26 protein-coding genes are annotated in these 24,049 nt (G+C 47.1%); 6 read left to right on the top strand and 20 right to left on the bottom strand.

The window, feature by feature from the left end:
• Positions 1–12: 12 nt before the first annotated feature.
• The 6 genes from AC2CGA_RS17315 to AC2CGA_RS17290 form a co-directional block, all read right to left on the bottom strand.
• Positions 13–1,173, bottom strand: a complete 1,161-nt coding sequence (locus tag AC2CGA_RS17315) for a glycosyltransferase (protein ID WP_484480254.1) — start codon at positions 1,171–1,173, stop codon at positions 13–15.
• A 28-nt stretch (positions 1,174–1,201) separates the two neighbouring features.
• The gene (locus AC2CGA_RS17310; RefSeq protein ID WP_046341138.1) at positions 1,202–2,113 is read right to left on the bottom strand and encodes a putative nucleotide-diphospho-sugar transferase; all 912 of its coding nucleotides are present in this window, start codon (positions 2,111–2,113) and stop codon (positions 1,202–1,204) included.
• Positions 2,114–2,137: 24 nt separating this feature from the next.
• Complete coding sequence (locus AC2CGA_RS17305) at positions 2,138–3,106, bottom strand: GDP-mannose 4,6-dehydratase (protein ID WP_012117042.1); 969 nt, start codon at positions 3,104–3,106, stop codon at positions 2,138–2,140.
• 6 nt (positions 3,107–3,112) lie between these two features.
• A complete protein-coding gene (locus AC2CGA_RS17300) occupies positions 3,113–3,877 on the bottom strand; it encodes a glucose-1-phosphate cytidylyltransferase (RefSeq protein ID WP_003155676.1) in 765 nt (254 codons plus the stop codon).
• Between the two features lie 213 nt (positions 3,878–4,090).
• Complete coding sequence (ltaS, locus tag AC2CGA_RS17295) at positions 4,091–6,019, bottom strand: lipoteichoic acid synthase (protein WP_003155677.1); 1,929 nt, start codon at positions 6,017–6,019, stop codon at positions 4,091–4,093.
• 428 nt (positions 6,020–6,447) lie between these two features.
• Positions 6,448–9,630 (bottom strand): bifunctional cytochrome P450/NADPH--P450 reductase, encoded by a 3,183-nt coding sequence (locus tag AC2CGA_RS17290; protein ID WP_139885630.1) that lies wholly within the window; start codon positions 9,628–9,630, stop codon positions 6,448–6,450.
• Between the two features lie 164 nt (positions 9,631–9,794).
• On the opposite strand from AC2CGA_RS17290, the gene AC2CGA_RS17285 reads away from it, so the two are divergent.
• Positions 9,795–10,865: a DUF3900 domain-containing protein gene (locus AC2CGA_RS17285; RefSeq protein WP_003155683.1), complete on the top strand. Its 1,071-nt coding sequence runs from the start codon at positions 9,795–9,797 to the stop codon at positions 10,863–10,865.
• A gap of 36 nt (positions 10,866–10,901) precedes the next feature.
• On the opposite strand, the gene AC2CGA_RS17280 is transcribed toward AC2CGA_RS17285, so the two are convergent.
• Positions 10,902–12,023 (bottom strand): FAD-dependent oxidoreductase, encoded by a 1,122-nt coding sequence (locus AC2CGA_RS17280; protein WP_041481841.1) that lies wholly within the window; start codon positions 12,021–12,023, stop codon positions 10,902–10,904.
• Positions 12,024–12,172: 149 nt separating this feature from the next.
• On the opposite strand from AC2CGA_RS17280, the gene AC2CGA_RS17275 reads away from it, so the two are divergent.
• On the top strand, positions 12,173–12,685 hold the full coding sequence (locus tag AC2CGA_RS17275) for a MarR family winged helix-turn-helix transcriptional regulator (protein WP_003155687.1): 513 nt from the start codon (positions 12,173–12,175) through the stop codon (positions 12,683–12,685).
• 38 nt (positions 12,686–12,723) lie between these two features.
• On the opposite strand, the gene AC2CGA_RS17270 is transcribed toward AC2CGA_RS17275, so the two are convergent.
• From AC2CGA_RS17270 to AC2CGA_RS17255, 4 genes are all read right to left on the bottom strand, one after another.
• Positions 12,724–13,368, bottom strand: a complete 645-nt coding sequence (locus AC2CGA_RS17270; RefSeq protein WP_007408941.1) for a Bax inhibitor-1/YccA family protein — start codon at positions 13,366–13,368, stop codon at positions 12,724–12,726.
• 90 nt (positions 13,369–13,458) lie between these two features.
• Positions 13,459–13,761 carry an FMN riboswitch-binding regulator RibR gene (ribR, locus tag AC2CGA_RS17265; protein ID WP_003155691.1) on the bottom strand — a complete coding sequence of 101 codons (303 nt, stop codon included), beginning with the start codon at positions 13,759–13,761 and terminating at the stop codon, positions 13,459–13,461.
• Positions 13,762–13,790: 29 nt separating this feature from the next.
• Positions 13,791–13,964: a YezD family protein gene (locus AC2CGA_RS17260; protein WP_003155693.1), complete on the bottom strand. Its 174-nt coding sequence runs from the start codon at positions 13,962–13,964 to the stop codon at positions 13,791–13,793.
• A 309-nt stretch (positions 13,965–14,273) separates the two neighbouring features.
• Positions 14,274–15,140 (bottom strand): STAS domain-containing protein, encoded by an 867-nt coding sequence (locus tag AC2CGA_RS17255; protein ID WP_014304568.1) that lies wholly within the window; start codon positions 15,138–15,140, stop codon positions 14,274–14,276.
• Between the two features lie 160 nt (positions 15,141–15,300).
• On the opposite strand from AC2CGA_RS17255, the gene AC2CGA_RS17250 reads away from it, so the two are divergent.
• Together AC2CGA_RS17250 and hmoA are read left to right on the top strand one after the other, a co-directional pair.
• Positions 15,301–15,663: a VOC family protein gene (locus AC2CGA_RS17250; protein ID WP_003155695.1), complete on the top strand. Its 363-nt coding sequence runs from the start codon at positions 15,301–15,303 to the stop codon at positions 15,661–15,663.
• An 84-nt stretch (positions 15,664–15,747) separates the two neighbouring features.
• Complete coding sequence (gene hmoA / locus AC2CGA_RS17245; protein WP_015388574.1) at positions 15,748–16,074, top strand: heme-degrading oxygenase HmoA; 327 nt, start codon at positions 15,748–15,750, stop codon at positions 16,072–16,074.
• Between the two features lie 32 nt (positions 16,075–16,106).
• Here the strand turns inward: hmoA and AC2CGA_RS17240 are convergent, their stop codons facing one another.
• The 9 genes from AC2CGA_RS17240 to AC2CGA_RS17200 form a co-directional block, all read right to left on the bottom strand.
• A complete protein-coding gene (locus tag AC2CGA_RS17240; protein WP_003155697.1) occupies positions 16,107–16,796 on the bottom strand; it encodes a YetF domain-containing protein in 690 nt (229 codons plus the stop codon).
• Between the two features lie 114 nt (positions 16,797–16,910).
• Positions 16,911–17,189: a YesK-like family protein gene (locus AC2CGA_RS17235; RefSeq protein ID WP_003155698.1), complete on the bottom strand. Its 279-nt coding sequence runs from the start codon at positions 17,187–17,189 to the stop codon at positions 16,911–16,913.
• A 30-nt stretch (positions 17,190–17,219) separates the two neighbouring features.
• Positions 17,220–17,753, bottom strand: coding sequence for a GNAT family N-acetyltransferase (locus AC2CGA_RS17230; RefSeq protein ID WP_003155699.1), 534 nt, complete (start codon positions 17,751–17,753; stop codon positions 17,220–17,222).
• Between the two features lie 88 nt (positions 17,754–17,841).
• On the bottom strand, positions 17,842–18,411 hold the full coding sequence (gene cotJC, locus AC2CGA_RS17225; protein WP_003155700.1) for a spore coat protein CotJC: 570 nt from the start codon (positions 18,409–18,411) through the stop codon (positions 17,842–17,844).
• Positions 18,412–18,425: 14 nt separating this feature from the next.
• Positions 18,426–18,689 (bottom strand): spore coat protein CotJB, encoded by a 264-nt coding sequence (gene cotJB / locus AC2CGA_RS17220; RefSeq protein ID WP_003155702.1) that lies wholly within the window; start codon positions 18,687–18,689, stop codon positions 18,426–18,428.
• Positions 18,673–18,921 (bottom strand): spore coat-associated protein CotJA, encoded by a 249-nt coding sequence (gene cotJA, locus AC2CGA_RS17215; RefSeq protein WP_014304565.1) that lies wholly within the window; start codon positions 18,919–18,921, stop codon positions 18,673–18,675. Before cotJA ends, cotJB begins: the two co-directional genes overlap by 17 nt.
• Before the next feature lie 133 nt (positions 18,922–19,054).
• On the bottom strand, positions 19,055–19,924 hold the full coding sequence (gene ant(6) / locus AC2CGA_RS17210) for an aminoglycoside 6-adenylyltransferase (RefSeq protein ID WP_003155706.1): 870 nt from the start codon (positions 19,922–19,924) through the stop codon (positions 19,055–19,057).
• 176 nt (positions 19,925–20,100) lie between these two features.
• Positions 20,101–20,412 carry a spore coat protein gene (locus AC2CGA_RS17205; protein WP_095315854.1) on the bottom strand — a complete coding sequence of 104 codons (312 nt, stop codon included), beginning with the start codon at positions 20,410–20,412 and terminating at the stop codon, positions 20,101–20,103.
• Positions 20,413–20,591: 179 nt separating this feature from the next.
• The gene (locus AC2CGA_RS17200) at positions 20,592–21,311 is read right to left on the bottom strand and encodes a YebC/PmpR family DNA-binding transcriptional regulator (RefSeq protein ID WP_003155709.1); all 720 of its coding nucleotides are present in this window, start codon (positions 21,309–21,311) and stop codon (positions 20,592–20,594) included.
• A gap of 342 nt (positions 21,312–21,653) precedes the next feature.
• Here AC2CGA_RS17200 and AC2CGA_RS17195 point away from each other — a divergent pair, with 342 nt between their 5' ends.
• A complete protein-coding gene (locus AC2CGA_RS17195) occupies positions 21,654–21,953 on the top strand; it encodes a contact-dependent growth inhibition system immunity protein (protein ID WP_139885629.1) in 300 nt (99 codons plus the stop codon).
• Positions 21,954–22,044: 91 nt separating this feature from the next.
• A complete protein-coding gene (locus AC2CGA_RS17190) occupies positions 22,045–24,048 on the top strand; it encodes a T7SS effector LXG polymorphic toxin (protein ID WP_139885628.1) in 2,004 nt (667 codons plus the stop codon).
• Position 24,049 lies beyond the last annotated feature (1 nt).

Raw genomic sequence — 24,049 nt, 5'->3', positions numbered from 1 at the left:
ATCACATCCAATTTATTTAAGATCCACATGCAGTAAATCAGCAGTCAGCGCTTTGAACGCCCTTGCAAAGTGCGTGACGCCCAGTTTTTTTTCCGCTTTTGCCAAAAGCTTTCCGACCTCCGGCAGCTGGAAGCTGTTCGCCGTGATCCGCGGGCTTTTCGTCTTCCAGTCCGGATCAAGGTTGCGGTCTTTAACCGCGTGCAGCAGCTCGAGAAAAATGTGCAGCAGGCTTTCATATTTCTCATAATCAAGCAGCACTTCGATGTCTGCCATTATGCTGTTGGTTAACTCCGCGTCAAACGGGCCGTTAAACGCGAGGTGCACGTCAAGCGAATGAATGTCATTATACTTGTCGCACATGTACGCGATATTCGCCCTGATGTCATCAACGGAAGCGCAGTTGCTCGGATGCTCCTGATGGACGCTCATGATATCGCGCCGCAGCTGAAATCTCATTCCCGACTGATGAAGCCTGATGCCGAGATCATAATCTTCAAAGCCGTATCTGACAATGCCTTCATCAAACAGGCCGAGATCTGCCACGTGCTGCCTCTTAACTGATGAATTGTTCGTAATGAAAAAACGCCATGGCAGACGGTAGCCGTTCAAATCATCTCCGTATTTTTCCAAAATGCTTTTCAGCACCCGGATAAAGTCGGTATCTAAATCAAAGCATCGTTCAAGAAAGCTTCCGTCTCTGATGTCACTTTCATCAAGGAGCGGCTCTTTATCGCCCGTCAGCTCTTCATACAGTTCGGCGAGTTTTTCCTTATGCTCTTTTTCAAAACGGTCATAATAAAAGCTGTAAATCCGCTTCCAGAACATACCGCATACGACAAGATCGTCCCGGTTCTCATGAGCCTTGATATGCTTCGCCACCAAATCCTTTTCGGCAAGCATGTCGCTGTCATGGAAAATCAAAATATCGCCTCTGGCATTGCGGACCGCCTGATTCCGGCCGTAAGCGATCCCTCTGTTTTCTTTAATTCTCACAAAAATCAGCGGAAAATTCGCGCTGAATGATTCAAGCATGGATAAGGTTCCGTCTTCCGAACCGTTGTCAGCCACAATCACTTCGAACGGCTCTGTGCATTCCTGTTCATTCAGGGACAGCAGGCTGTTATAAAGCCTCTCCTTGGAATTATATGCGGGAACAATGACGCTTGCCTTCACTTTTCGTTCACTTCCTGTATATGATCATTTATTTGTTATCATCCTCAGATGCAAAGCCGCTGAACTCCGGGCAGACGTCGCTGACCGTCCCGATCACCCGCTTCAGAATGTCCTGATAAAGCTGATGGACAAACGGCAGGTCGGTCCGGTCTGTCTCATGAATCTGCCGAATGTCGCCGGCTGTGACGATCCGGTATCCGCTGAAATGATAGAAAATCAGCGGATTTCCGTCTTCGAGCACAAGACGCCCGTCCTTCCATGAAAACGTGTGGCGGCCGTAATTCCAATGGCCGATATTCACGCCGGGCGTGGTGATGTCACACACGTTCGGGAACAGACCGGACATGTAATCCAAGTAGCCTTGATCTCCGAATTTTCCTTCGCCCGGCGCATTTTTGCATTCTTCAAGGCAGCGTTCTTTCCACCATCTGAGACAATCTGTGCCGGCACTGTCGGTTTTGAAGCTGAGAAAACCGGAATTATACCGGCCTAAAAGACGCTGCAGCATGTCGATTTCCTGTTTTTCAAATGAGGGAATGACGATATCGCCCCGTGACAGAAGCACCGAACAATCCGGCTGATTGTCAAAAATCGCGCGCGGATCAGCGAAGAAAAACAAATCGGCATCAATGTACGTGACACGCTCTAATTCCGGATGTCCGTCCAGCACGAATTCGAGAAATACCGGCTTCACCGTCCAGCAGTATTCGCTCTGATCCCTCGTCCGCTTCAGTTCAAGGAGCTCCTCATTTTCCAGTGCGGACACCTGAATCAAGGTGACATTATCCGGACGCATTGCCTGAAGCACGTCATAGGTGTCTTGATCCATACACAAAGTAAAAATGGGGGCGTCCGCCTGAACCGCTTTCAATGAGCCGAACAAAGCGATAGCCTGATACAGCCTTCCTTTTGATAAAACTGTGCAATATGCGCTTGTCACGTCTTTCTCTCACCTCTGTTTCTGTTACTTTTGAAAAAAGGCTTTATACCATTCGATCGTTTTTTCTAATCCTTCATCAATGGTATGCGCGGGCGTCCAATTCAGAAGCTTCCTCGCCTTTTCCGCTGATAAATATTGGTGCTTGATTTCGTGGCTTCCCTGGTTAAGCACTTTCGGCTTGAGGTCACTGTCCATCGCCTTAAGAATTTTTTCTACAAGTTCCAGCACCGTCAGCTGAATCTCATTGCTGAAGTTGAACGCTTCTCCCGCAAGATTGAGCTCCTCCATCTTTTCCGCCAGCAAAAGGTATGCCTCGACCGCATCCTCGATGTAAAAATAATCACGGATAAATGTGCCGTCGCTGCGGATTTCCGGCGCTTCACCGTTCAGCACGAGCTGAATCGTCTGCGGAATAATCCGGTTGAAGTTCAAATCTCCGCCGCCGTACAAGTTGCCGCAGCGCGTAATACAGACCGGAAGTCCGTACGTATTAAAATATGTGTGGCTTAATAAATCGGCACAGCTTTTTGATACGTCATACGGATGTTTGCCCTGAAGAGGCATGTTTTCATCGTACGGCAGTGTCGGCTGGTCGCCGTACGCTTTATCACTGGACGCGACGATCACCCGCTTGATGAGCGGATGCCTGCGGCACGCTTCAAGGATGTTCCATGTGCCGAGAATATTGGCTTCAAATGTGGAAATCGGATTGCGGTTTGCGACGCCGACGATCGCCTGAGCGGCTAAATGAAAGACCGTGTCAATTTCATACTCGCCCAGCGCCCGCTCAATCACATCCAGATCTTCAAGCGCGCCCTGCACGATATTCATTTGCTTCACTTGTTCTCCCTGATACAGGTTCGACTTGGGCACAGTGTCACGGACAAGTCCCGTCACATTAGCCCCCTGATCGATCAGTTCCTTCACCAAGCAGCTTCCTAAAAGACCTGTACATCCCGTCACAAACACATTTTTATTTTTCCAGAAACTCAAACTTGATCACCATACCTTCCATACATGTTGTCCCCGGTCCCACATCTTGTTGATTTCCAGCAGATTTTTATACGTATCGATCGCCGTCCAGAAACCGTAATGCCGGTATACCGCCAATTCGCCGTCCTTTGCCAGCTCCTTCAGCGGTTCTTCTTCAAACATGACGTCCCTGTCTTTCGGCAGATAATCAAATACCTTCGGGCTGAGCACGAAAAATCCGCCGTTGATGATGCCGTCACTTGAGGTTTTTTCAGAAAAGCTTTTCGCCATACCGTCTTCAACCGTCAGCGTTCCGAATTGCGAGGTCTTTTCTATACCGGTGACGGTTGCCGCAGCCCCTTTTGATTGATGATAGCTGATCAGATGAAACAGGTTGATGTTCGCCAGTCCGTCCCCGTACGTCATAAGAAAGGTTTCATCACCGATGATGTCCTTCGCCTGTAAAAGCCGCCCCGCTGTCTGCGTGTGTTCCCCCGTGTCTAAAAAAGTGATTTTCCACGGCTCGGATGTTCCCAATATCCGCACTTCTCCGGTAGAGCTGTCCAGCGTCATGCTGTGATTCTTCCAGTCATAATCTAAGAAATATTCCTTAATCATCTCTCCTTTGAAACCAAGAAGCAGGATAAATTCGTTCACGCCATAGTATTGATAGAGTTTCATAATATGCCATAGAATCGGTTTGCCGCCTATCATGGCGAGCGGTTTGGGACGTTCATTGGTGATTTCGCTCATTCTCGTTCCTTTTCCGCCGCAGAGAATGACTGCTTTCATCTCTACCCCTCTTCTCTGTGAATATTGGATTCGAAACCGCCCGTATAAGAGAAACCAACCCGATAATTTGTCCGATTCTCTACCACCGGTTTCAAAATCTACTGTAAGATATGAGAGATTGGCGCCCTTTGTGACCAAAAGCTCTCTCTTTTTTCAGATTGGTGAAGATACACAAAAAAAGAGCCTCACGGAAATTCCGTAAGGCTCTTTCTATTATTTATTATCCTGATTCAGCTTTTCTTTGCCGTAATGATATTTAGACGGATCAACCGGCGTAAAGTCGCTCAATTTGTGGAATCTGAGCAAGTCTTTGTACATCACGCTGTCAGACAGCTTCAGCTGCTCTGTGACTCTGGCTTTCAGATTTTTCGTTTCCTGATTGCCTTTCAGTTCTTTCCCTGTCTTCGTATCGTATACGACATTGGAGATGGAAGTATATTTCGGCGTGACGTAATCTCCGTTGCGGAACGTCACCGTATCATCATGGTCTTTCGAGAAGAGATCGGTGCCGAAATTAATATATTTCTTAGAATCGATGCCTTCCAAGTGAAGGATCGTCGGCACAACGTCCATTTCACCGCCGTACGTATGGTTCACCCCGCCTTTTTTGCCGGGGATGCGAAGCATAAGCGGCACACGCTGATTCTGCGCGTTTTGATAAGGCGTAATTTCTTTGCCGAGAATTTCTTTCATCGCGCGGTTATGGTTTTCAGAGATTCCGTAATGGTCTCCGTAAAGCATAATCACCGAGTTGTCATATAAACCGGATGACTTCAGATCTTTAAAGAACTGTTCAAGCGCTTCGTCAAGATAACGCGCCGTCTGGAAATAGTCATCCACAGTCGCGTCGCCCGTTTTCGCTTTTTCGATCGTTGCGTCTTTTTCATCAAGCGTAAACGGATAATGGTTCGTCAGCGTGAGCAAATGCGCGTAGAACGGCTGTTTCAGCGACTGAAGCTTCGGTATAGATTCTTTGAAGAACGGTTTATCCTTCAGTCCCATATTGACAAGGTTGTCATCAGACATATCGTATGTGCTGGCGTCAAAGAATTTATCGTAGCCGATATGTTTGTAAATCTGGTCACGGTTCCAGAATGATTTGTAGTCACCGTGTAAAACGGCGCTTGTATAGCCCTCACTTTGGTCAAGGATGGCAGGAAGCGATTGATACGTGTTTTCCCCTTTTGTCACGAAGGCTGATCCTTCAGGCAGTCCGAACAGACTGTTATCCATCATCAGCTCGGCGTCAGATGTTTTACCTTGGCCCGTTTGGTGGAAAAAGTTATCAAAGTACGTCATGTCCTCTCCGCCGCGGGCGAGTTTATTCAGGAACGGCGTGACTTCTTTTCCGTCAAGTTTGTAATTGATCAAAAATGATTGGAAGCTCTCCAGGTGAATCTTAATGATGTTCTTGCCTTTGGCCTTGCCGAAATACTCGGCGTTCGGCTTCGCATAATGCGACGATGTGTAGTTTTCAACGCTCGTCAGGTCATCACTGCTGGCATATGCACGCTGTGATTCCGTCTGCGCCGTCTGTACGCCGTCATAAATCGTGTAATTATAAAGGCCTAAGTATTTTACAATGTAATTGCGGTCAAACGTTCTTGTCAGCAGCTCCGGGCGGTCCTCTTCGGCAATCGCCAGGTTCACGAAGAACAACACAATACCCGTCACGATAATTAATGACGTATACCGTTTTTTCAGCTTGAATTCCTTCAGCTCACGTCTCCACACCAGAAGCGCGATTAAAATAATAATATCAACAAAGTATAAAATATCATGGCCGGACATAATGCTGAAGATGCCGTCTCCCATATTTCCGACATTACCGGATTGCTTTAAGTTCGGGAATGTCAAGAAATCATCGAAGAATCGATAGAATAGGATATTGGCATACAAAATAAACGTCATGATGAAATCAATAATCACCATGATAATCGCTGATTTGCGGCCTTTCGCAAACAATGCCAGTCCTAAAAAGAAAATGGCGCTTGAGAACGGATTGATCACAAGCAGAAACTGCTGCGTCGGACCCTTCACCCCAAGGTTGAATTCAGCATGATAGGCTAAATACGTTTTGGCCCAAAACAAAATAATAGCCAGTACAAAAAAACTAAGTCTGTAAGAAAATAATTTCTTCATGGCAACCTCTACTTTCCTAAACACTTTAAATCTGTATTCTTACTTTTTGCTTCAATTCCTGCTTTCCGAGCAAAACGAAAGCATCACACAGCCCCATAAACACACCATTTTAAAAAACGATATATTTATCATTCGTGTCATGCCTATTGAACATCTTATCCCGCCAGCCATTAGACGCAGGATATCCGTTCTTCGTTTCACATTTTTTTCTGGCATTAAAAGGTACCTTATCAGACCCGGTCTGAAAATAGGAGATACCAAATATAAGAATAACACAAACTTCTAAAAACGAAAAATGAATATCAAAGACAGCCGCCCAACAGGCGGGCTGAAGTTATTGTATGCAAAGGGACTGAAAAACTTGAAGGTTTTTTTTTGGGTGATGTAAAAAAAGGACCGGAGTCATCCAGTCCTTTTCATCACATCGCTCAAATCCCCGCCCAAACATCTTTTGCGTAAATGCCTTTTGTCTGGAGGTCCAAAAGCCATTCTTGCGCTTGCCGTTCGTCTGTTTCGCGGACCGACTGATACGCTTTTTGCAGCGTTGCCTCTACATCGGGCGCCATTTTGCTGCCGTCGCCGCATACGTAGAGGTGCCCTCCCCGGCCGAGGATGGAAATTAAAGCGCCGGCGTCTTTCGCCATTAAGTGCTGCACATACGTTTTCGGTACGCCTTCTTTGCGGGAGAAAGCCGTATGAAGCGTCACGATTCCGTCTTTTTCATAAGCTTCAAGCTCGTCACGGTAAATAAAATCATGATCGTTTCTGCATCCGAAATACAGATGAGCCTCCCCCAGCTCTTTTCCTTCTTTTTTTAACGCTGCCCGAGCCTGCAGAAATCCGCGGAACGGGGCGACTCCTGTGCCGGGACCGACCATAATAATCGGTTTTTCCGGATCTTCCGGCAGCCGGAATCGTGTTTCCGGAGTGCGGACAAACATCACGATACCATCCTCAGGGCGGCGGTCCGCTAAATAATTCGAAGCGACACCGCGATACTCACCCAAACCGCTCCGGGCGGGGCCGCGAACGACGCCGACGGTAATTGAGGCCTGCCCGGGATGTTTCCGAGGCGAACTTGAAATCGAATAATACCGCGGCTTCAGCGGGCGCAAAAGCTCCAGAAATCGCTCAAACGGAAGTTCACACGCTTCATATTTTTCAAGGAGATCGAGCATTGAGACGCGCGATGTTAAGATTTGCTCCTGATAGACGCCCTCCTCAAGAAAATCTTCCAATTCCCGTTTGTGCGGCGGACAGACCGTATAAGCGGCCATTTCCCGGATTTGAGCCCTTGATGCCGCTTCCTGCAATTCGACACAGCTGCTCAGAAGATCATGCAGCCTGACGGGCCGATCGAGCGGGAGATGAGCCGCGCTCTGTCCGCTGGCCGTCAGCAGCACTTGATCATTCCCGTTCAGATTGAACCGGCGGAGAACACGGCTGACCTGCTCTTTGCTGTTTACCGGCAGCACGCCGAGATGATCCCCTTCATGATAGGCAGCCTCTTTCGGCAGAGTGATTTCGATATGCCTTGTGCTCCGGCCGCTTTCCGGCGCCTGAAGTTCCCTGTTTTCCGCAACGGATGCGTAAACCGCCTCATACGTCTTTGCCAACGGAGACCCGCCAAGCCCGCTGACAAATTGAAGGCCCAGCGCACTTCGCTCTTTTTCGGCATTTTCATTCAGCTTGAGACCGAATGCCTTCATGGCGTCCGTCCACATGCTTTTTTTCCATTCATCAAGCTTTCCTTCAAAATCCCCGCTGACGTCCCCTTCGCCTCGGGCAGAAAAGCGTTCCGCCCCTTTTTCGGCAAGCTTCTCATCAATCAGTCTCGGCACAGCCTGATATGTCGCCGCCCAGTTATGATCACCGCAGCCGAAGACGGCATATCGGACACCTTCCAGCTCCCCGCGTTTGACTTCTTCAATCCATTGAACGAATTGTCCCGCGTTGCTCGGAGGCTTTCCGTTATAAGAGGACGTAATGATCAAGAGAGCTCCTTCTTTCGGCAGTTTTCCGATCCGGTCATTTAAAGGCGCCGTTTCAGTCCGGACGCCGTGCATCCCGGCAGTATCGGCAAGTTCCCGCGCCACGCCTTCTGCGGTTCCCGTATCTGAGCCGTACAAAATCAGAAGCGGTCGGTTATCAAGCCCGATAATGGATGCGCCTTTTGTTTCCCGTTTTTCTTTTTCGACGTCTTCCGCCGCTTTTTCAGCCGCCGGGAGAGCTGCCGCAACGGCTCCTTTGTTTCTCGGCCGCACCCGGATATGAAAGTCGCCGGGCTTAATCGTCAGTGTCTGTTTAATATCGAGCTCATAATCGGTGTGATCGATAAAGGTAAAATGCTGCAGAATCATCCCCAGAACAAGAGTTGCTTCATGCAGGGCGAACTGCATACCGATACACGCCCTCTGACCGTTTCCGAACGGCTTGTACGCATGGTGAGGCACTTGATCAGGATGTTCAAACCGCTCCGGATAAAATTCCTCCGCATTGTCTCCCCACGCGTCTTTATCACGGTGAAGCTGGGGAATTAAGACGGAAATTCTGTCTTTCGGCGTGATCGGATATTTCCCGCCGATCACCGTATCCTCTTTCGCATAAAGGCTGAACGCAGGCGCGGTCGGCCATAAGCGCAATGACTCCTGCAAAATCATTCGGATATAACTAAGCTCCAGTACTTGTTTATAAGAAGGAACGGGATCGGTCAAAACCCGATCGGCTTCTTCATAGGCTTTTTCCAAAACACGGGGATGTTTCAGCAGAAAGTAGATGGCAAAGGAAAGCAGGCCGCTGGTCGTTTCGTGGCCGGCAATTAAAAACGTGATGATTTGAAACCGGATATTTTCATCATCAAGTTTTTCGCCCGTTTCCGGGTCTTCCACATTCAGCATTCTGGCCAGCAGATCCTTTTCATCCCGTCCGCCTGACCGGCGCTCTGCGATAATACTGTCTACTAACGAAAACATCGCCTGAATGTCATGATGAAATTGGCGCTTCGTCCTGATCATGAGCTTATCCTGAACATCGAGACGCTGCATTTGGTGCATCGCTTCATCAAGGGCGCGCACCATGCTGTTGATAAACGGATGAGGCGTTTCCCTGTAATAGCTGTTAAACCGATAGTTAAAGCCGCAAAGCCCGATCGTATCGAGCGTCAGGCGGGTCATATCGGCAGGCACATCAACGGCCTCATCCGGGTTCAGCCTAGCCCATTTTTGAATCAGCTGCACCGCGATATCAGTCATCATCGAATGATAATCTTTCATCGCGCGCTGGCTGAAGGTCGGCATCAGAATATTATGCGCCTTTCGCCAGTTAGGCTCATGCGTCCAGCTTGTAAACAGCCCGTCACCGGAAAACGCCCGGACTTTCTCCAAAGCACCTTCAATGCTTTTATCGAACCGCTCTTCATCACATACCTCTTTCACCAGTTCATGTCCGGACACGACGATAATGGCGCCCGCCGGGGTATGCAGCTGAAAAATAGGCCCCTGCTCGTTTGCCAGTTTGATCAGCGACATTGTAGGCTTGTCTTTATCAAGCAAAGGAAGATTGCCGAGAGGACCGAATGTCTTCGGCTGCGGAATCGGACCTGTTTCCTTCATGAATAACACCCTTTCTTACACATTGATGCGTTCCTTCCAACTACAGTGCCCTTTTCACCGGCCAATTATCCGCCGTTACGGATCAATCCCCGGATTGACGATTGATAACGGTTTTTTCTATACTGGAGAGGCTTGTTAAATACAGAAATAAGGTGAGTTCACATATGGATTTTGAAATCAAGTTTTTATCGTTTTATGTCATTCAAGTGGAAGGAAAAGACGAACAGGCAAACAAACAGTTCAAACATTTCCAGACCCTTGACACAGACGAATTTGAAGAAAGCGAGCTGAAGGATTTTCTTGACGGGGAATTGAAGAAAATCGTCAAACGGAAAGCTGAACGGCATCCGCAATCCGAGCAGGTCCCCACAAAAATCGGCCATTTTATCACGGAGCCGGGCCATGAGCTTGATTCAAATCCGAATTACAACCTTTTCAACCGCGCCAGACTTGCGGATACGAAGGAAGCATTTATCGAGGCAAGCGAACAGTTCGTCCGTACTTATCTTGACACGAGCGCCGTGCGCGGCGGTGTTTTTATCGTGGCTTCGGCCGTTCCGCGCAAATATTTTGAGGACAAATTCGTCTTTATGATGAAATGCGATTTCGAGCCGAAGGTCGCCCGCATCTCAGACGCCTCGTCTCTCATTAAAAAGGTCGAAATGGCCATCACGACAAAAAACATGAAAAGCATTCAATATCCGTATATGCCGGAAGAAGGCATGACGGAAGAGCATGAGCTGAAAATCCACCAGGCCTCGCACGCCCGTTATTTCGAAGATTTTCTCAAATTTGTCGAATATGGCGAATCGATGCCGGAAATCATGAAAAACCAAGTCATGAACATGGTGCAGGAGCACGTGTATGAAACTTTTGAAGAAAACAGCGAAGAGCTTCAGCAGTTTGAGCACGACATTGAAATTTGGGAAGCGAGTGAAAAGCGGGAAATTCAGGAGCGCCTCGACACCCATCAAGTCATCGAGGCATCCGCGCAGATCATTGAACACACGCCGGAAGCCGAGCTGAAAATGAAAGTCGGAGAAACAGAGATTAAAGGATTACTGGCTGATTTCGGCGAATCCATCCATCTCGCAAAAGTGAACGGGCGCTATGTCGCGCTCATTGAGGCGGAGACGATCTCGTTTGAAAAAGGCAGTTCGCCGGTGGAGTTTCACAAGCCTGAGGGGCTGCATGAGGTGATTGAGCGGATACGGAATAAATCTGAACAAGACTGACAAAAGTCCAGACGCCATGTTCTGGACTTTCTGTATTTAATAAGGCTCTTTGAGCAATCGATAGCATTCACCGATGATGTCTTGGACGCCGGGCGTTCCCTTTATCTCGCGGCGGACGATTTCAGATGAGAGATTCTGCACCTGTAATGCCCGCTCCGCCCGTCTTTCGAAGTATGCTTGACATGCAGTTTCATGGTTTTCGTGTTTTTGCAGTTCTTCACTAAGCACAATCGCGTCTTCAATCGCCATCGCCGCTCCCTGCGCCAATGTCGGCGCTCCTGCATGGACGGCATCCCCGCCCAGAACGACGCGGCCTCTGTGCCACGGTTCTTTGACCGCCATCTGCTCAATCTTATGAAACAAAACGGGATATTCCTTTGACATATTCTCTGTCACAAACTTCACTCCCGGAATTCCGCGCAGCAAGTCTCTCACCCGTTCAAAACGTGTGTCCTCGTCATCCCTGAAGTCAGCGTCATACGGCCGGATGATAAATACGTATCCTGTTTTTTCAGAGAGCGGCACGACCCCGACCTGCGTCTGCCCCTTTTTATACATCAGTGCCGAATCATGAAAAACCGGCTCGGGAAAAGAAATGTAAAATCTGTGCGCTCCCATGCCGAGATACTCTGTTTTCACTTCCCTTTGCAGCATGTGATCGCGGACAGCGGAGCGGATGCCGTCAAAGCCGGCGAGGATGTCAGCCGTCGTCGCGGTTCCGTCTGCACAATGCACCGTTATTTCATCTGCCGTTTCTTCGTAAGACACGACTTTTTTACCGGGCAGAATCGTGACCCCCGCCGCCTCAGCATGCTTCCTGAGGATATTGTTTAACGTTTGACGCAATATATTATTCCGCCCCGGCAATGAATCATCTAAAAACGCCTCACTCACTTTAAACTGCAGCGTTCCGTTTTCATCATGCTGCTTCAGCCATTCCGTTTGAAAGCCGTGTTGACAGCATTCATCATACACACCGATTTCCCGAAGCACCCGAAGCGCATTTTGAGGCTGAAGAATGCCCGCTCCGCTTTTTCGCATGCCGGACGCCGCCTCGCAAAGGGTCACTTCAAAACCCGCTCTGCCGAGAGAAATCGCTGCGGACAGGCCGCCGATCCCTCCGCCCGCTATGATGATCTTTTTCACTTCATGGTTCATCACGATACCGCCTTCTCAATTTATTTATCATTTGTTAACTATTAGCCACCTTACTATATTGGCTGAAAAACTGTCAATCTTTATAGGTTGCCTTTTGAATCCGGCAAGCTTATACTTTGAATCACTAAAATGGTACGGAGGCTTACAAAATGGAATTGAGACATTTGCCGGATTACTCGCAGATTGCCGGACGCGCTGAGATTTACGCCGATATGGATGCTGAATCATTGAAAACATTTTTGACGTTATTTGATATGTCTAAAAAAATGAATCAGGTCATGGAGCATTATTTCTCAAGTCACGGATTGTCCGAAGGGAAATTCAAAATTTTAATGTTTCTGTTTGACGAACCCGGCCACAGCCTGAGTCCGACGGAGCTGGCGAAAAAATCCAATGTCACCAAAGCGACCATCACCGGATTGATCGACGGACTCGCACGGGACGGCTTTGTAAACCGCAGCCGGCATACCGGTGACAGACGAAAAATCAGCATCGAACTTACAAGGGAAGGAAAAGAAAAGCTGATGCTGTTTCTTCCCGGCCACTTCTCCAACATTTCAGGAGTCATGGAAAGCTTCACCGCTGGAGAAAAAGCGGAATTGACAAAAATGCTTGAAGTTTTATTTGATAAGCTTCTGCTGTTTTCCGGAGACAGAACATAAAAAGGCGCCCCTCTTAGCAGGGCGCCTTTTTCGCGCGATTAATCATCACTGTTTAAAATCCCGAAAAACCGAAGCAGGTTGATAAACAAGTTGATAAAGTCGATATAAAGCGTCAATGCCATCAAAGGAATCAGGTCAGCCGTGATGTCCCGGTGCTTGATCTGGTTCAGATCGTATAAGATGTACATTGAAAACACAATTGTTCCGATGACGGAATACGCCATCATGGCGGCGGAATTCAGCGGGCTGAAAATATTAAAGATCCCCACTGCGAGAAGCGCGATAACAGCGACAAGCAAGAAGGACCATAAAAACGACAAGTCCTTTTTCGTTTTAGCGCCGATCGTACCGAGCACCGCAAAAATGACAAACGAAGAACCGAATGCCTCCAATACGACATAGGCTCCGGCTGCGGACGCATAATGGCTGATGATCGGAAACAGCGTCATTCCGGAAATAAAAGCGAATGAAAAGACAAACACATATCCGACGGCTTTTTTTCGGCGCAGCCAAAATGCGGCAATGATCATGACGACCTCCAAGACCGACAGCGGCAGCATCAATGCCGGCGGAATGAACTGGCCCGTATACAGGCCGATTGTCGCAACTAACAGTGTAAACACAAATACCGTGATAATGCGCTGCATAATAGATTGTTTGCTCTCATAAGCAGCAGTTTGCATGTCAAAAGTCCTCCCAAAAAATGATCGTGATAGGTCTATTATAAATAAAATGGGAGAAATTTGCATGATTTTAAGAAGATTTTAAGGATGTCAGGCCTGACGTTTTGCTGCGCACTCCTGCATATCCATGAAATCATGCAGTTTTTTCGTCAATCCGCCGTGCCCGAATCGGATATTCCCCTTCTGCCCCGGCGTTTTCACGAAATCAAGGAATGCCAGCACATAAAGACGCCTGACGGGAATCGGAATGACGCCCGCATCATAAAACCAGCCGTCAATTGTATTGAGCACGCCTTTATTTATGCCGTATTGCTTCGTGCACCAATGCAGAAAGCGCACTTCGGGCAGGTGCAGATACCGGCTCTCCCGGAAAGGAACAGTTGAATGCTTCATATGTACCGCCTCCTGTCATTGGCTGTTTTTTAAGATTGTTTTACTTCTTTGCTCTTCAGGGAAAATCGATATTTCTCCACCTTATCAATTTGTGTCACTTGGGAATTATGAACCGTAATCTGAACAGTCCCGAAATCGAGCGTTTCCAGCGCACTGATAATCTTTTCGATCACATGCGGATCTACGTTTCCTTTGGACGTCATCATGCTCCCCCTTTATGTCTGGCCGTTCTTCTTTTGACAATGAGTGTTTTAATTCATACTATTCTGATAAGAAATATATAATTATACTATTATGTTTTCATTCAGAAATCAACAGCATTTACACAATTTTCGGATATGTTTTTGCGAAAACTTTCACTTCCTTCGCTTTGACATAAACCGTGTCGCCGACGCCCGCCCCCAAGGCGTCATATTGCTGTTTTTAAGAACGCAATTTTCACGTTCCGACATGTTTAAATTGTTTTCCGCTGACAAAAAAAGCGCCCCGCCTCTGGACGGAGCACCTTTTTTCTATGCTTTTGCTTCCTCGATAACACATGTGACACCCATGCTGGCGAGCGCCTGCTCCAGAGAGCCGTAAGTTTGATACTCTGAAAAATCAAGTCCCAATTGGATAGAAGTCTGTGCCACATCAGGCCGAATGCCGGAAAACACGGTTCTGATGCCGAGGAGAAATAACGTTTTCGACAGCATATATAATTGCTGCGCCACCATCGTATCGACAATGGGCACACCGGACAGATCAATTACAAGGTTTGTGATCCGTTTGGCGACACAGTTTTCCGGCACCGACTCCAAAATCACACGCGCCCGTCTCGTATCAATCGCGCCGATGAGCGGCAGAGTGCCTATCGTATCCGCGATCAAAATAACCGGACAGCTCAATTCGGAAATAAGCTCCTGCTGAGATGACAGCCTCGCGATCATTAATTTCTGAAACTGTTCAGTAAAATCCGTCATCAGCTGATCAAACGAGCCGTTGACAAGGTAATTCCAGCGGCGGGCATCCTCATTTGTTACAATGTCCTGATGCTCATCCATAAAACGGGTGACCGCCTCCCAAAAGACGGTTCTTGAATTGCCGATCGCCTCAACGACCTCATGAACCTCCGCGTCTTGCTCCACTCTGCTTTTCGCTACCTGAGCGGCCCATTTTTCTTTGTTATGCTGAAAAACGGCCGGATCTTCCAAAAAAGCGCTTGCGATGACCGTGTTTGTAAAGGTATGCTGCTCGATCAGCAGCCGTTTCATTTCCTCACTTAATTGATCCGCAGAATAAAAACGCCCTCTCAGCTTCCGTCTCAGCTTGAGCCATTTTTCCGTCAGCTCTGCCGAATGTGTAATAATATAATCATGAAGTAATTGGTCTTTGTTCACTGCCGTCTCCTCTTTCAAGAATATGTACTTTTGTCTAAATTATAAATCGGAATCGCCGATCGCACTAGAGAAATTAAAAAAACCTGCACATTAAAGCTTTTGATTGCTTTTTTCGGCAGGAGGATACACTATAAAAGAAATGAAACAGGAGGTCAGTATGATGATCAAAAAAATCGCGACAGTCGCCGTATACACTGATGATCAGCAAAAAGCGAAAACATTCTGGACGGAAAAAGCGGGGTTTGAAACCGTCGCCGAGCATCCGATGGGACCGGGCGCCTTCTGGCTTGAGGTAGCGCCCAAAGGGGCCGCCACTCATTTGGTTATTTATCCGAAATCGATGATGAAAGGCGCCGAGCATATGAAGGCTTCTATCGTATTTGAGTGTGAAGATGTCTTTGCCGCATATGAACAGATGAAAAGGAACGGCATCACCTTTTTAGATGAACCGAAACAAATGGAATGGGGCAGCTTCGTGCAATTTAAAGATGAGGATGGTCATGTCTTTCTCCTGAAATCGTAATCCGTCAGGCATCTTAATTGACTTTGAGAATCATTTTCATTTAAAATGTTGGATAAAGCGTAAAAAGGATTGGAGAGCTGCCAGATGTTTGTGCAAATCAGAAAAATGACCGTAAAAGAAGGACATGCCGACAAAGTAATCGAACGCTTCAGTTCAGAAGGCGTGATTGAAAAGCAGGAAGGTTTGATAGACGTAACGATCCTGGAAAAAAAAGTCCGCCGCGGTGATGAAGAAGTCGTCGTGTTAATCCGCTGGGAGTCAGAAGACCATTGGAAACAATGGGAAAAAAGCGAAGACCACATCGCGGCCCACAAAGCAAACCAAGGCAAGCCGAAACCTGATTATATGCTTGGGACGGATGTCGGTATGTATCATGTCAGAGCCGTTAAAACAGGCGTACACGAAAAATAATAAAGAGCATTTGCCCCAGGGCAATGCTCTTTTTATTTTTTCTCCTCAAACGGCAGGACAAACAGCGGTTTATCGGGCTTCCATTCCGCATACAGCACGTCCTCCGTTTTTTTGATGTTCAGCTTTTTCAGCTCCTGATTCAGCTGCTTTTCTTCCAGCCCGGCTTCTTTCAGATTTTCATACAGCACTTCGCCGTCAATAATCAGCGTGACCGGCAAAGAGACCTGCTTCGGCTTTATTTGCATGTCGCCGTTCTTCGTCGTGTCATATTGAAATTTCGGCAGGACGCTGACCATCCCGTTTGTTTCTAAAATTGCGTACTCCGCTTCCTGTATAGAAAAGCAATTCGCCTGTCTGAGAAGGCTTTGCAATTGATTAATGTCCAGCTTATTCTTTTTCAGCACATCATATTTCAGTTTTCCTTTATGTATGATAATACTCGGCTCGCCTTCCAACAGCTTTCTGGAGCTTTTTACTTTCTGCGTAATCAGTTCGATGAGATAAATTAAAACCCCCCATAACAGAGAAGCAAAAATGATTTCAATAATCCTGACGCCTTTATCATACACCGCATTTCCGACCAGTTCGCCGAGGATGAGCGCGGAAATAAAATCAAACGGCGTAATTTGCGAGAATTGAGTTTTTCCAAGCAATTTTAAAATCACAAATAAAATACCCAAGCCGCATACTAACTCCCAAGCCACTGTAAGTAAATGTCCCATATTTGCACCTTCTTCTTAAAAGTCATTACCATTATGGACATTCGCCTGTTTTCTATACAGCGGCCGGCAATACACAAAAAAACGCAGCCGAGGCTGCGTTTTTTTCACTTCTGCTTACTGTTTTTGATTCGATCTGACGACCCGTAAGCATACCTCAGCGGCATAACCGGCGGCCGCTCCGGAACCCGCAAACATCGCGGCAAGCCCCAAGCCCATGCCTTCCCAGCCGCCGACACCGAAAATGCTGTAAACAACCGTACCGAAAGCAGTCAGGCCCAGCACCGCCAAAAGCCACTCAGGCCACATCTTTTTCGGCCATTTCTTACGGAGCACAGCCGATACGGCAAAGTTAAGACAAAATGCGGCCAGACAGATCAGATAAAAAAACCCCATGTCTTTTGCACCTCCGTCATGAGGAGCTTTTTATTTGCTCACCTTTTTTTCAAACAAATGATAACCCGGCGCGAGTCCTTTTGATTCGTACCCCATTCTGCTGTAAAACGACTGAAGCGCCTTGTTTCCGAACACGCAGTCGAGCCGGATTTTCGTTTTTCCCGGACAAGACACACCCGTCTCCGCCCAAGTCATGATTGTCCGGCCGAGCCCCGCCCCTGCAAACCGCCTGTTAATCGCCAGCCGGTGGAGATATACGGACTCCTCATGTCCTTCATCGCCCCATAGACGTCTGTCCCACCCGCTTGCTTCGGGAAGCAGCATGACGACGCCGGCCAGCTCTTCATTCTGCCTGAATAAAAAAACATACCCTTTGGCGATCGCCTCCCGCATATTGTGGGTATCTTCCCCTTGCAGAAGGCCGCTCCACTGGTTCGACCCTTTATCGCGAAGCCATTCTGCCGCCTGCACGAGCAGATCCATGACCTCTTCTTCATCATCCTTCCGGGCGGAGGTGACCCGGAATGCCCCCGCCTTCTCCTCCGTAATCGTAAATGGTGTCATAAAATCCTCCTGTAATCAGAATATTCGACACCTTTATTATAGACCAAACGCAGAAAGGAAAAAAACAGCCGTCATGTTTGAGGGCCGTTTAAAAAATTTTCTTCTTATCACGTTCTTCTTTTAAAATCTCAACCGCTTCCCTGAAACGCATAGAGTGAACGATTTCACGCTCACGCAGAAAACGGAGTGAATCATTCAGGTCAGGATCATCGGAAATATCAATAATCCATTGATACGTCGCTCTCGCCTTTTCTTCAGCCGCAATATCCTCATATAAATCAGCAATCGGATCTCCCTTTGCCTGTATGTAAGACGCTGTGAACGGAACTCCGGCCGCATTGTGATAAAACAGCGCGCTGTCATGGTTGACGTAATGATCACTGAGCCCTGCATCACGCAGCTGCTCCGGTGTCGCATCTTTTGTCAGCTTATAAATCATCGTCGCAATCATTTCTAAATGCGCAAACTCCTCCGTGCCGATATCCGTCAGCAGGCCGATCACCTTGTCAGGAATCGTGTAGCGCTGGTTTAAGTACCGGAGCGCTGCGGCCAATTCGCCGTCCGCCCCGCCGTATTGTTCAATGAGAAATTTAGCCAGCATCGGGTTGCACGTACTCACTTTAACCGGATACTGCAGCTTTTTTTCATATACCCACATTTACAGATCCCTCCTTATACTTGCCATGGCCAAGGACCGCGGCCCCAGTCCCATTGAGCGCCGGCCTGACTCACGCCGAATTGCAGAAGCGGTCCGTACTCAGGCTCAAACCGCTTTCTCAGCTGTCTTGAGTACCGGGAATATTCATGAAACTGCTGAAGCGCGAGACGGTCATGGGGATGCGTATCCAGATAAAGCGTCAGCTCCACCAAGACAAAGTCCGCCGCCTGAATTTGCTCCAGCAGCCGATAGTATTCATCATCAATCTTTTTCGCCATATTCGCTTCCCCCCCGATAAGGATTATCATAGAAATCGTAAAGATCCTTCCAAAGGGTCCCTTTTCTTAATGCCTCCATCGGAGAAAACTGCTCCAAGTGATAAGGCTGAAACCGCATATAAAGATGCGGCGGCGTTCTGTAGTATTTTCTCCCGATCGGCGGGCAGGGATCAAACCGGCTGTGGAAGGGTTTATAGGATTTGACCGGTGTAAACGGCTGATTTTCTTTCATTACGATCCTCCTTTCCTAAACACATGACCTTAATAGGTATGAATCCGTATCGGCATTTATGCCCTGTAAGAAAATAAAAAAGCCCGTTAAAAACGGACTCCATGCAGCTCATCTGGAATTTGAAGTGAAAAAATCATAATGAAAAATCTGATTGAAAGCACTGATAATGTTTCAATGTATATTCCGTAATTTGCTGATCATATTCAGGATATTCGTATCTCAATAAAACAGCCACTGACTTTGAATATGCTCTGAAGAGACCTTGGCAGTCAAACAATGCCTTCCACACGCTTTCATAAGTATTGCCGACATAAGTATTCAGCAGAATTTCCCAATCCTTCGCATTCATGTAATGTTGAATATACTTATAATTCTTCCCTACACTTAATGAAAACTGATGCTCTATCCCGATATTCCACGCAATCATACGCAAAACATTAGGCCTTAAAATGTCATTCATATGATCCAGCGCAAACAGTATTTCTTTACGCATTAATCCTTTAATCACATAGGTCGAAACCATCCAAAATTCATTGCAGCAATCATCAAACTCTCCGGGGGTCGGTTTCTTTATATGATATTGTTCATCACTCGCAATCATCTTACTGTTGATTCGGTCATCCTTGTCTAATAATATTTCCGCCAAACCATCACTCTGTGTAAAATAATCCTCTGTTTGACTCAGAGGGATCAAAGTTAAGTCGATTTTATGATGATCTTTAAAAAGCATGAGATAGGAGAACCAGTCTCCGAGTTCCGGAGGGAAAAGTTCCATATCTTCAGGTTTTTGCATCATCATTCTTTCGCCAAACTGATCCAGCCAGCTTTCATCAGATATAAAAGAGTCCATATCGGTCACAAAATAAGAAATATCATAGTCTTGAAATTTGTCTCGCGGTACATTTTTATTGGTTCTTGATCCCTCTAAAGTGACAAGACGGATTCTCTCGTCCTTCATCGCAATATCAAGAATCAATTTCATCATTTCGTCTTCACTTCTCACATGTAAAACCTCCCGATAAAGAGATTTTTACAGATCATGCTTTTCAGTTTATAAACAACTTGCTCATGATTTACAGAAATGTCATATGTACTTGATGATTTTGCTCCAATCGTACCACAGCTGCAAGAACATGAGAAGAGCACTCTTGCTGTTCCAAGAGTGCTTTTCCCGAATGGTCAGATATATTGGCTGTCCCGATGATGATGGTGATGGAACGGGTAGCCGCCGTAGCCTCCGCCATAGCCGCCAAAACCGTACCCCGGATATCCTCCGAAGCCGCCGTAGCCGCCAAAACCGCCGTAACCGCCGTAACCGCCAAAACCGTACCCCGGGTAGCCGTAGCCTCCGCCGAAACCGTATCCCGGATATCCTCCGAAGCCGCCGTAGCCACCGTAGCCGCCGTAGCCGCCGTAGCCGCCAAAACCGTACCCCGGGTAGCCTCCGTAGCCGCCATAGCCTCCGCCGTAAATCGGTCTTCTTTCATTCATGATTTATCGCTCCTTCACATAGGTTACAGTCCAGTTTATGACATGCGGAAGGAAACGTATGGGCATCCGCCCAGTTTTGGCGAAATAATCAATAATTGCTTACGGAGAAATACGATACAGGCCGGCCGCATAAGCAAAATAAAAAGGCCGGAACTTATGCCGCCCCGGCCTTTTTGTCTTTATTCGCCTAAATCTACATTGTGATAAACCTGCTGTACGTCTTCGAGGTCTTCCAGCACATCGATCAGCTTTTCGAATTGAGCTTTCGCATCTTCCGGAAGCTCGACTTCATTTTGCGCAAGCATCGTCAGCTCCGCAACCGTGAACTCTTCAACGCCGGCATTTTTGAATGCCTCCTGCACGGCATGGAATTGATCAGGCTCAGCATACACGATAACACTGTCATCCTCTTCTAAAATATCGCGCACGTCCACATCAGCTTCCATCAGCAATTCCAGCGCTTCATCCGCCGTCTTGCCTTCAACGCCGATAACGGCGGTCGCATCAAACATGTAAGCGACAGACCCGCTCACACCCATATTTCCGCCGTTTTTCCCGAATGCGGCGCGCACTTCAGGCGCCGTGCGGTTTACATTATTCGTTAACGCATCAACGATGATCATTGAACCGTTCGGCCCGAAACCTTCGTAACGCAGCTCGTCAAAGTTCTCCTCCGCGCCGCCTTTCGCCTTTTCAATCGCACGCTCAATAATATTTTTCGGCACACTGTACGTCTTCGCGCGCTCAAGCACCACTTTTAACGCCTGGTTCGATTCCGGATCTGGCTCGCCTTGTTTTGCCGCCACATAAATCTCACGGCCGAACTTCGCGTAAATCCGGCTCGTATTTGCGTCCTTTGATGCTTTCTTTTCTTTAATATTGTTCCACTTACGGCCCATTTTGTTCCACTCTCTTTCACGAATTGAATCTGTATGATAAATACTCTGCTTCTATTATACCTCAGCGGTTGGGTTGTTTCGAGTGTAAGACATTAGAAAAAACAGGCACGCTTAAAATCACCGGAGCGCAGTAAGCCGAATTTGAGGATTATTGTACAAAACATAAAAAGCCTCCCTTCATACAGGAAGGAAGTCGCAAGCCAAAAGATTCATTTTATTCTTATTACCTATTTCCTACACTGTATATCCTGACTCCCGTGGTAAAATTTTGATATCGAACAAAAGAAAGGATATGATCATGAAAGTTTTTGAAGCAAACAGCCTACCCAAGAGGTGAGAACAATGATCGAAACAAATATTTCTGAACCTGTATTTCAATTTTTAGGAGGGACTTTCCATCAAGATATAGACACTCCTGAGTCAGCTCTTGAAGAATACTTAGCAGAGATACCTAAAAAAGAACAAGAAAACGATGTAGTAGCACTCAAAACGTTTATAAATAGCGATTACCCAGATGAAGAAAAAAATAATTTTATAGATGAGTCTGCAGATGGTGTAGATATCAATAGTTACGGAATATCCCCAATACTATGGCTCGGACAAGTCATTCAAAAAATCGAAAAGAATATTGAGGCTTTATAGATTCAGAGAAACCCTATTCCTATGTTTGCACAGTCTCTGATAAGTTTCTTAATCTTTCCCTCTATAAACCCTCGAATGAAAGGATATGGTCATGAAAGTTTTCGAAGCAACCACCCTCCTGGCCGCCGCCAAACAGCGCGCGGGTGAATACAAAAAACTGCGCGGCCAGATGGTCAATCTGAAAAAAGCGTTTCAAGGTATGGCTGATCTTGGTGACAATGATTTCTCAGGCCGGGGCGCTGACAACATCAAAGCCTTTTTCAAAGACCACGCCGGCGTCACAGACAGCTGGCTTGATCTGATCGACATGAAAATCGCATTTCTCACAAGCCTTCCCGGTAAGGTCGAAGATGCCGGACTTTCCAATTCGCATGTGGAGGAATCATTTCTGGAGCATGAGCTCACCCACGCCCTCAGTAAATCAAAGGCGATTATGGAAGAGCAGAAAAAGGACATGCGCTCCATCCTCGGAGAGATCGAAGACATCATCTCGCTTGATCTGTTTTCAACCGAAAACACGGATCAGAAGCTGTCTTCAGCTGACAAAAAAAGAAGCGAAACGATACATAAGCTCGGCAAGCTTGATCACGATCTAACGAAAGAATACACAGAAACCGAAGCAAACGAACAGTTCATCCAAGCCGACTTTCAGCAGCTCCAAAACGCCACGGGCAAAGGAAAAAGCGCCACGCCGCTTCACTATAACGCCAAGGCATACCGAGAAAGCGACATCCATAAGAAGAAAGGCGAGATTGCAAGACATTCGGACGCTTATTTGAAGATGAAGAAAGAGGAAGCGAAGGAACGAGAGATTGAAAAACTGAAAGAAAGACTGAAAAACTACGATTATGCGAATGCTGATGAATTCTACTCAATGGCCAAAACGATCGGCTATAAAAACCTGACAAAAGAACAGCAGCGCTACTTCACTCAAATTGAAAACACGCGTGAACTTACAGACGGTTTCAAAGGCGTTGCCGTCGGCCTTTATGATTCCGGAAAAGACGCGGTCACAGGCCTATGGGATATGGTCACAGATCCGGGCGGAACGGTTGAAGCCATTACAGGAGCGGTGGCTCACCCGATCAAGACGTACGAAGCCATTTCAGCGGCAATCGAAGAATCGTACCAAAAAGACATGGTGAATGGCGACACCTACTCCAGAGCAAGATGGGTGTCATATGCAGTGGGCACCGTTGTGACATCAGTTGTCGGCACAAAAGGCGTCGGCGCCGTCTCAAAAACAGGAACAGCCGCCAAAGTGACAACCAAAGTCAAAACAGCAGCAAGCAAATCCGCCACAGCACAAAAAGCGATAACGGTCTCAAAACAAACCGTTGATCACATCAAACAAAAAGTAAACACAGGCATAGAAGTATCAAAAAAACGTGTCAAAACCAAGTTAAATCAAATCGGAGATCTCACCCTGGCTGATATTCTCCCGTATCATCCGCGTCACGACTTAGTGCTGGCAGGCGTTCCTTACAACGCAGTCAACGGGGTCACACTTAAAGAAGGACTTCAGAAATTCGCCAAGGCCATCCTGCCGAAACCGTACGGAACCTCCGCAAGCGGCAGACGGACACCGGCACCGCATGTACCGCCGGTAACGGTCAAATACGGCGAGCATTTTGCGAAATGGACCAGAAAGAAAGTATTAAAGCCGAATGTCATCTATAAAACAAAAGAAGGCTACACGTACACTACTGACAACTATGGTAGAATTACAAGTGTCAAAGCAGACTTGCAGCTGGGAGAAGCAAAACGCAACCAATATGCACAGTCAAAAGCAGGTAAACCAGACCGTCTGACAGATGACGACGGAGGTCACCTAATCGCCACCCAATTCAAAGGCTCAGGCCAATTCGACAACATCGTGCCGATGAATTCTCAGATTAATAGGAGCGGCGGCCGGTGGTATGAAATGGAGCAAGAATGGGCAAAGGCTCTTAAAGAAGAACCTCCTAAAAGAGTTAATGTTAACATAGAATCTCTATATAAAGGCGACTCTTTAAGACCCACAAAATTCATAATCGAATATACGATTGGCAATAAAACAAAATTCGTGACAATAAAAAACCAAGCTGGAGGTTAAA

The sequence above is a fragment of the Bacillus sp. SYZHCR11 genome, from assembly GCF_057196865.1.
The sequence above is the reverse complement of the archived record's forward strand: the minus strand, read 5'-3'. Positions and strand labels throughout refer to the sequence as shown.

Bases quoted from the DNA above. Each gene is read 5' to 3' on its own strand.
- AC2CGA_RS17300 (WP_003155676.1), bottom strand. From the start codon at position 3,877: ATGAAAGCAGTCATTCTCTGCGGCGGAAAAGGAACGAGAATGAGCGAA.
- ltaS (WP_003155677.1), bottom strand. From the start codon at position 6,019: ATGAAGAAATTATTTTCTTACAGACTTAGTTTTTTTGTACTGGCTATT.
- AC2CGA_RS17290 (WP_139885630.1), bottom strand. From the start codon at position 9,630: ATGAAGGAAACAGGTCCGATTCCGCAGCCGAAGACATTCGGTCCTCTC.
- AC2CGA_RS17285 (WP_003155683.1), top strand. From the start codon at position 9,795: ATGGATTTTGAAATCAAGTTTTTATCGTTTTATGTCATTCAAGTGGAA.
- AC2CGA_RS17280 (WP_041481841.1), bottom strand. From the start codon at position 12,023: ATGAACCATGAAGTGAAAAAGATCATCATAGCGGGCGGAGGGATCGGC.
- AC2CGA_RS17275 (WP_003155687.1), top strand. From the start codon at position 12,173: ATGGAATTGAGACATTTGCCGGATTACTCGCAGATTGCCGGACGCGCT.
- AC2CGA_RS17270 (WP_007408941.1), bottom strand. From the start codon at position 13,368: ATGCAAACTGCTGCTTATGAGAGCAAACAATCTATTATGCAGCGCATT.
- ribR (WP_003155691.1), bottom strand. From the start codon at position 13,761: ATGAAGCATTCAACTGTTCCTTTCCGGGAGAGCCGGTATCTGCACCTG.
- AC2CGA_RS17260 (WP_003155693.1), bottom strand. From the start codon at position 13,964: ATGACGTCCAAAGGAAACGTAGATCCGCATGTGATCGAAAAGATTATC.
- AC2CGA_RS17250 (WP_003155695.1), top strand. From the start codon at position 15,301: ATGATCAAAAAAATCGCGACAGTCGCCGTATACACTGATGATCAGCAA.
- hmoA (WP_015388574.1), top strand. From the start codon at position 15,748: ATGTTTGTGCAAATCAGAAAAATGACCGTAAAAGAAGGACATGCCGAC.
- AC2CGA_RS17240 (WP_003155697.1), bottom strand. From the start codon at position 16,796: ATGGGACATTTACTTACAGTGGCTTGGGAGTTAGTATGCGGCTTGGGT.
- AC2CGA_RS17235 (WP_003155698.1), bottom strand. From the start codon at position 17,189: ATGGGGTTTTTTTATCTGATCTGTCTGGCCGCATTTTGTCTTAACTTT.
- AC2CGA_RS17230 (WP_003155699.1), bottom strand. From the start codon at position 17,753: ATGACACCATTTACGATTACGGAGGAGAAGGCGGGGGCATTCCGGGTC.
- cotJC (WP_003155700.1), bottom strand. From the start codon at position 18,411: ATGTGGGTATATGAAAAAAAGCTGCAGTATCCGGTTAAAGTGAGTACG.
- cotJB (WP_003155702.1), bottom strand. From the start codon at position 18,689: ATGGCGAAAAAGATTGATGATGAATACTATCGGCTGCTGGAGCAAATT.
- cotJA (WP_014304565.1), bottom strand. From the start codon at position 18,921: ATGAAAGAAAATCAGCCGTTTACACCGGTCAAATCCTATAAACCCTTC.
- AC2CGA_RS17205 (WP_095315854.1), bottom strand. From the start codon at position 20,412: ATGAATGAAAGAAGACCGATTTACGGCGGAGGCTATGGCGGCTACGGA.
- AC2CGA_RS17200 (WP_003155709.1), bottom strand. From the start codon at position 21,311: ATGGGCCGTAAGTGGAACAATATTAAAGAAAAGAAAGCATCAAAGGAC.
- AC2CGA_RS17195 (WP_139885629.1), top strand. From the start codon at position 21,654: ATGATCGAAACAAATATTTCTGAACCTGTATTTCAATTTTTAGGAGGG.
- AC2CGA_RS17190 (WP_139885628.1), top strand. From the start codon at position 22,045: ATGAAAGTTTTCGAAGCAACCACCCTCCTGGCCGCCGCCAAACAGCGC.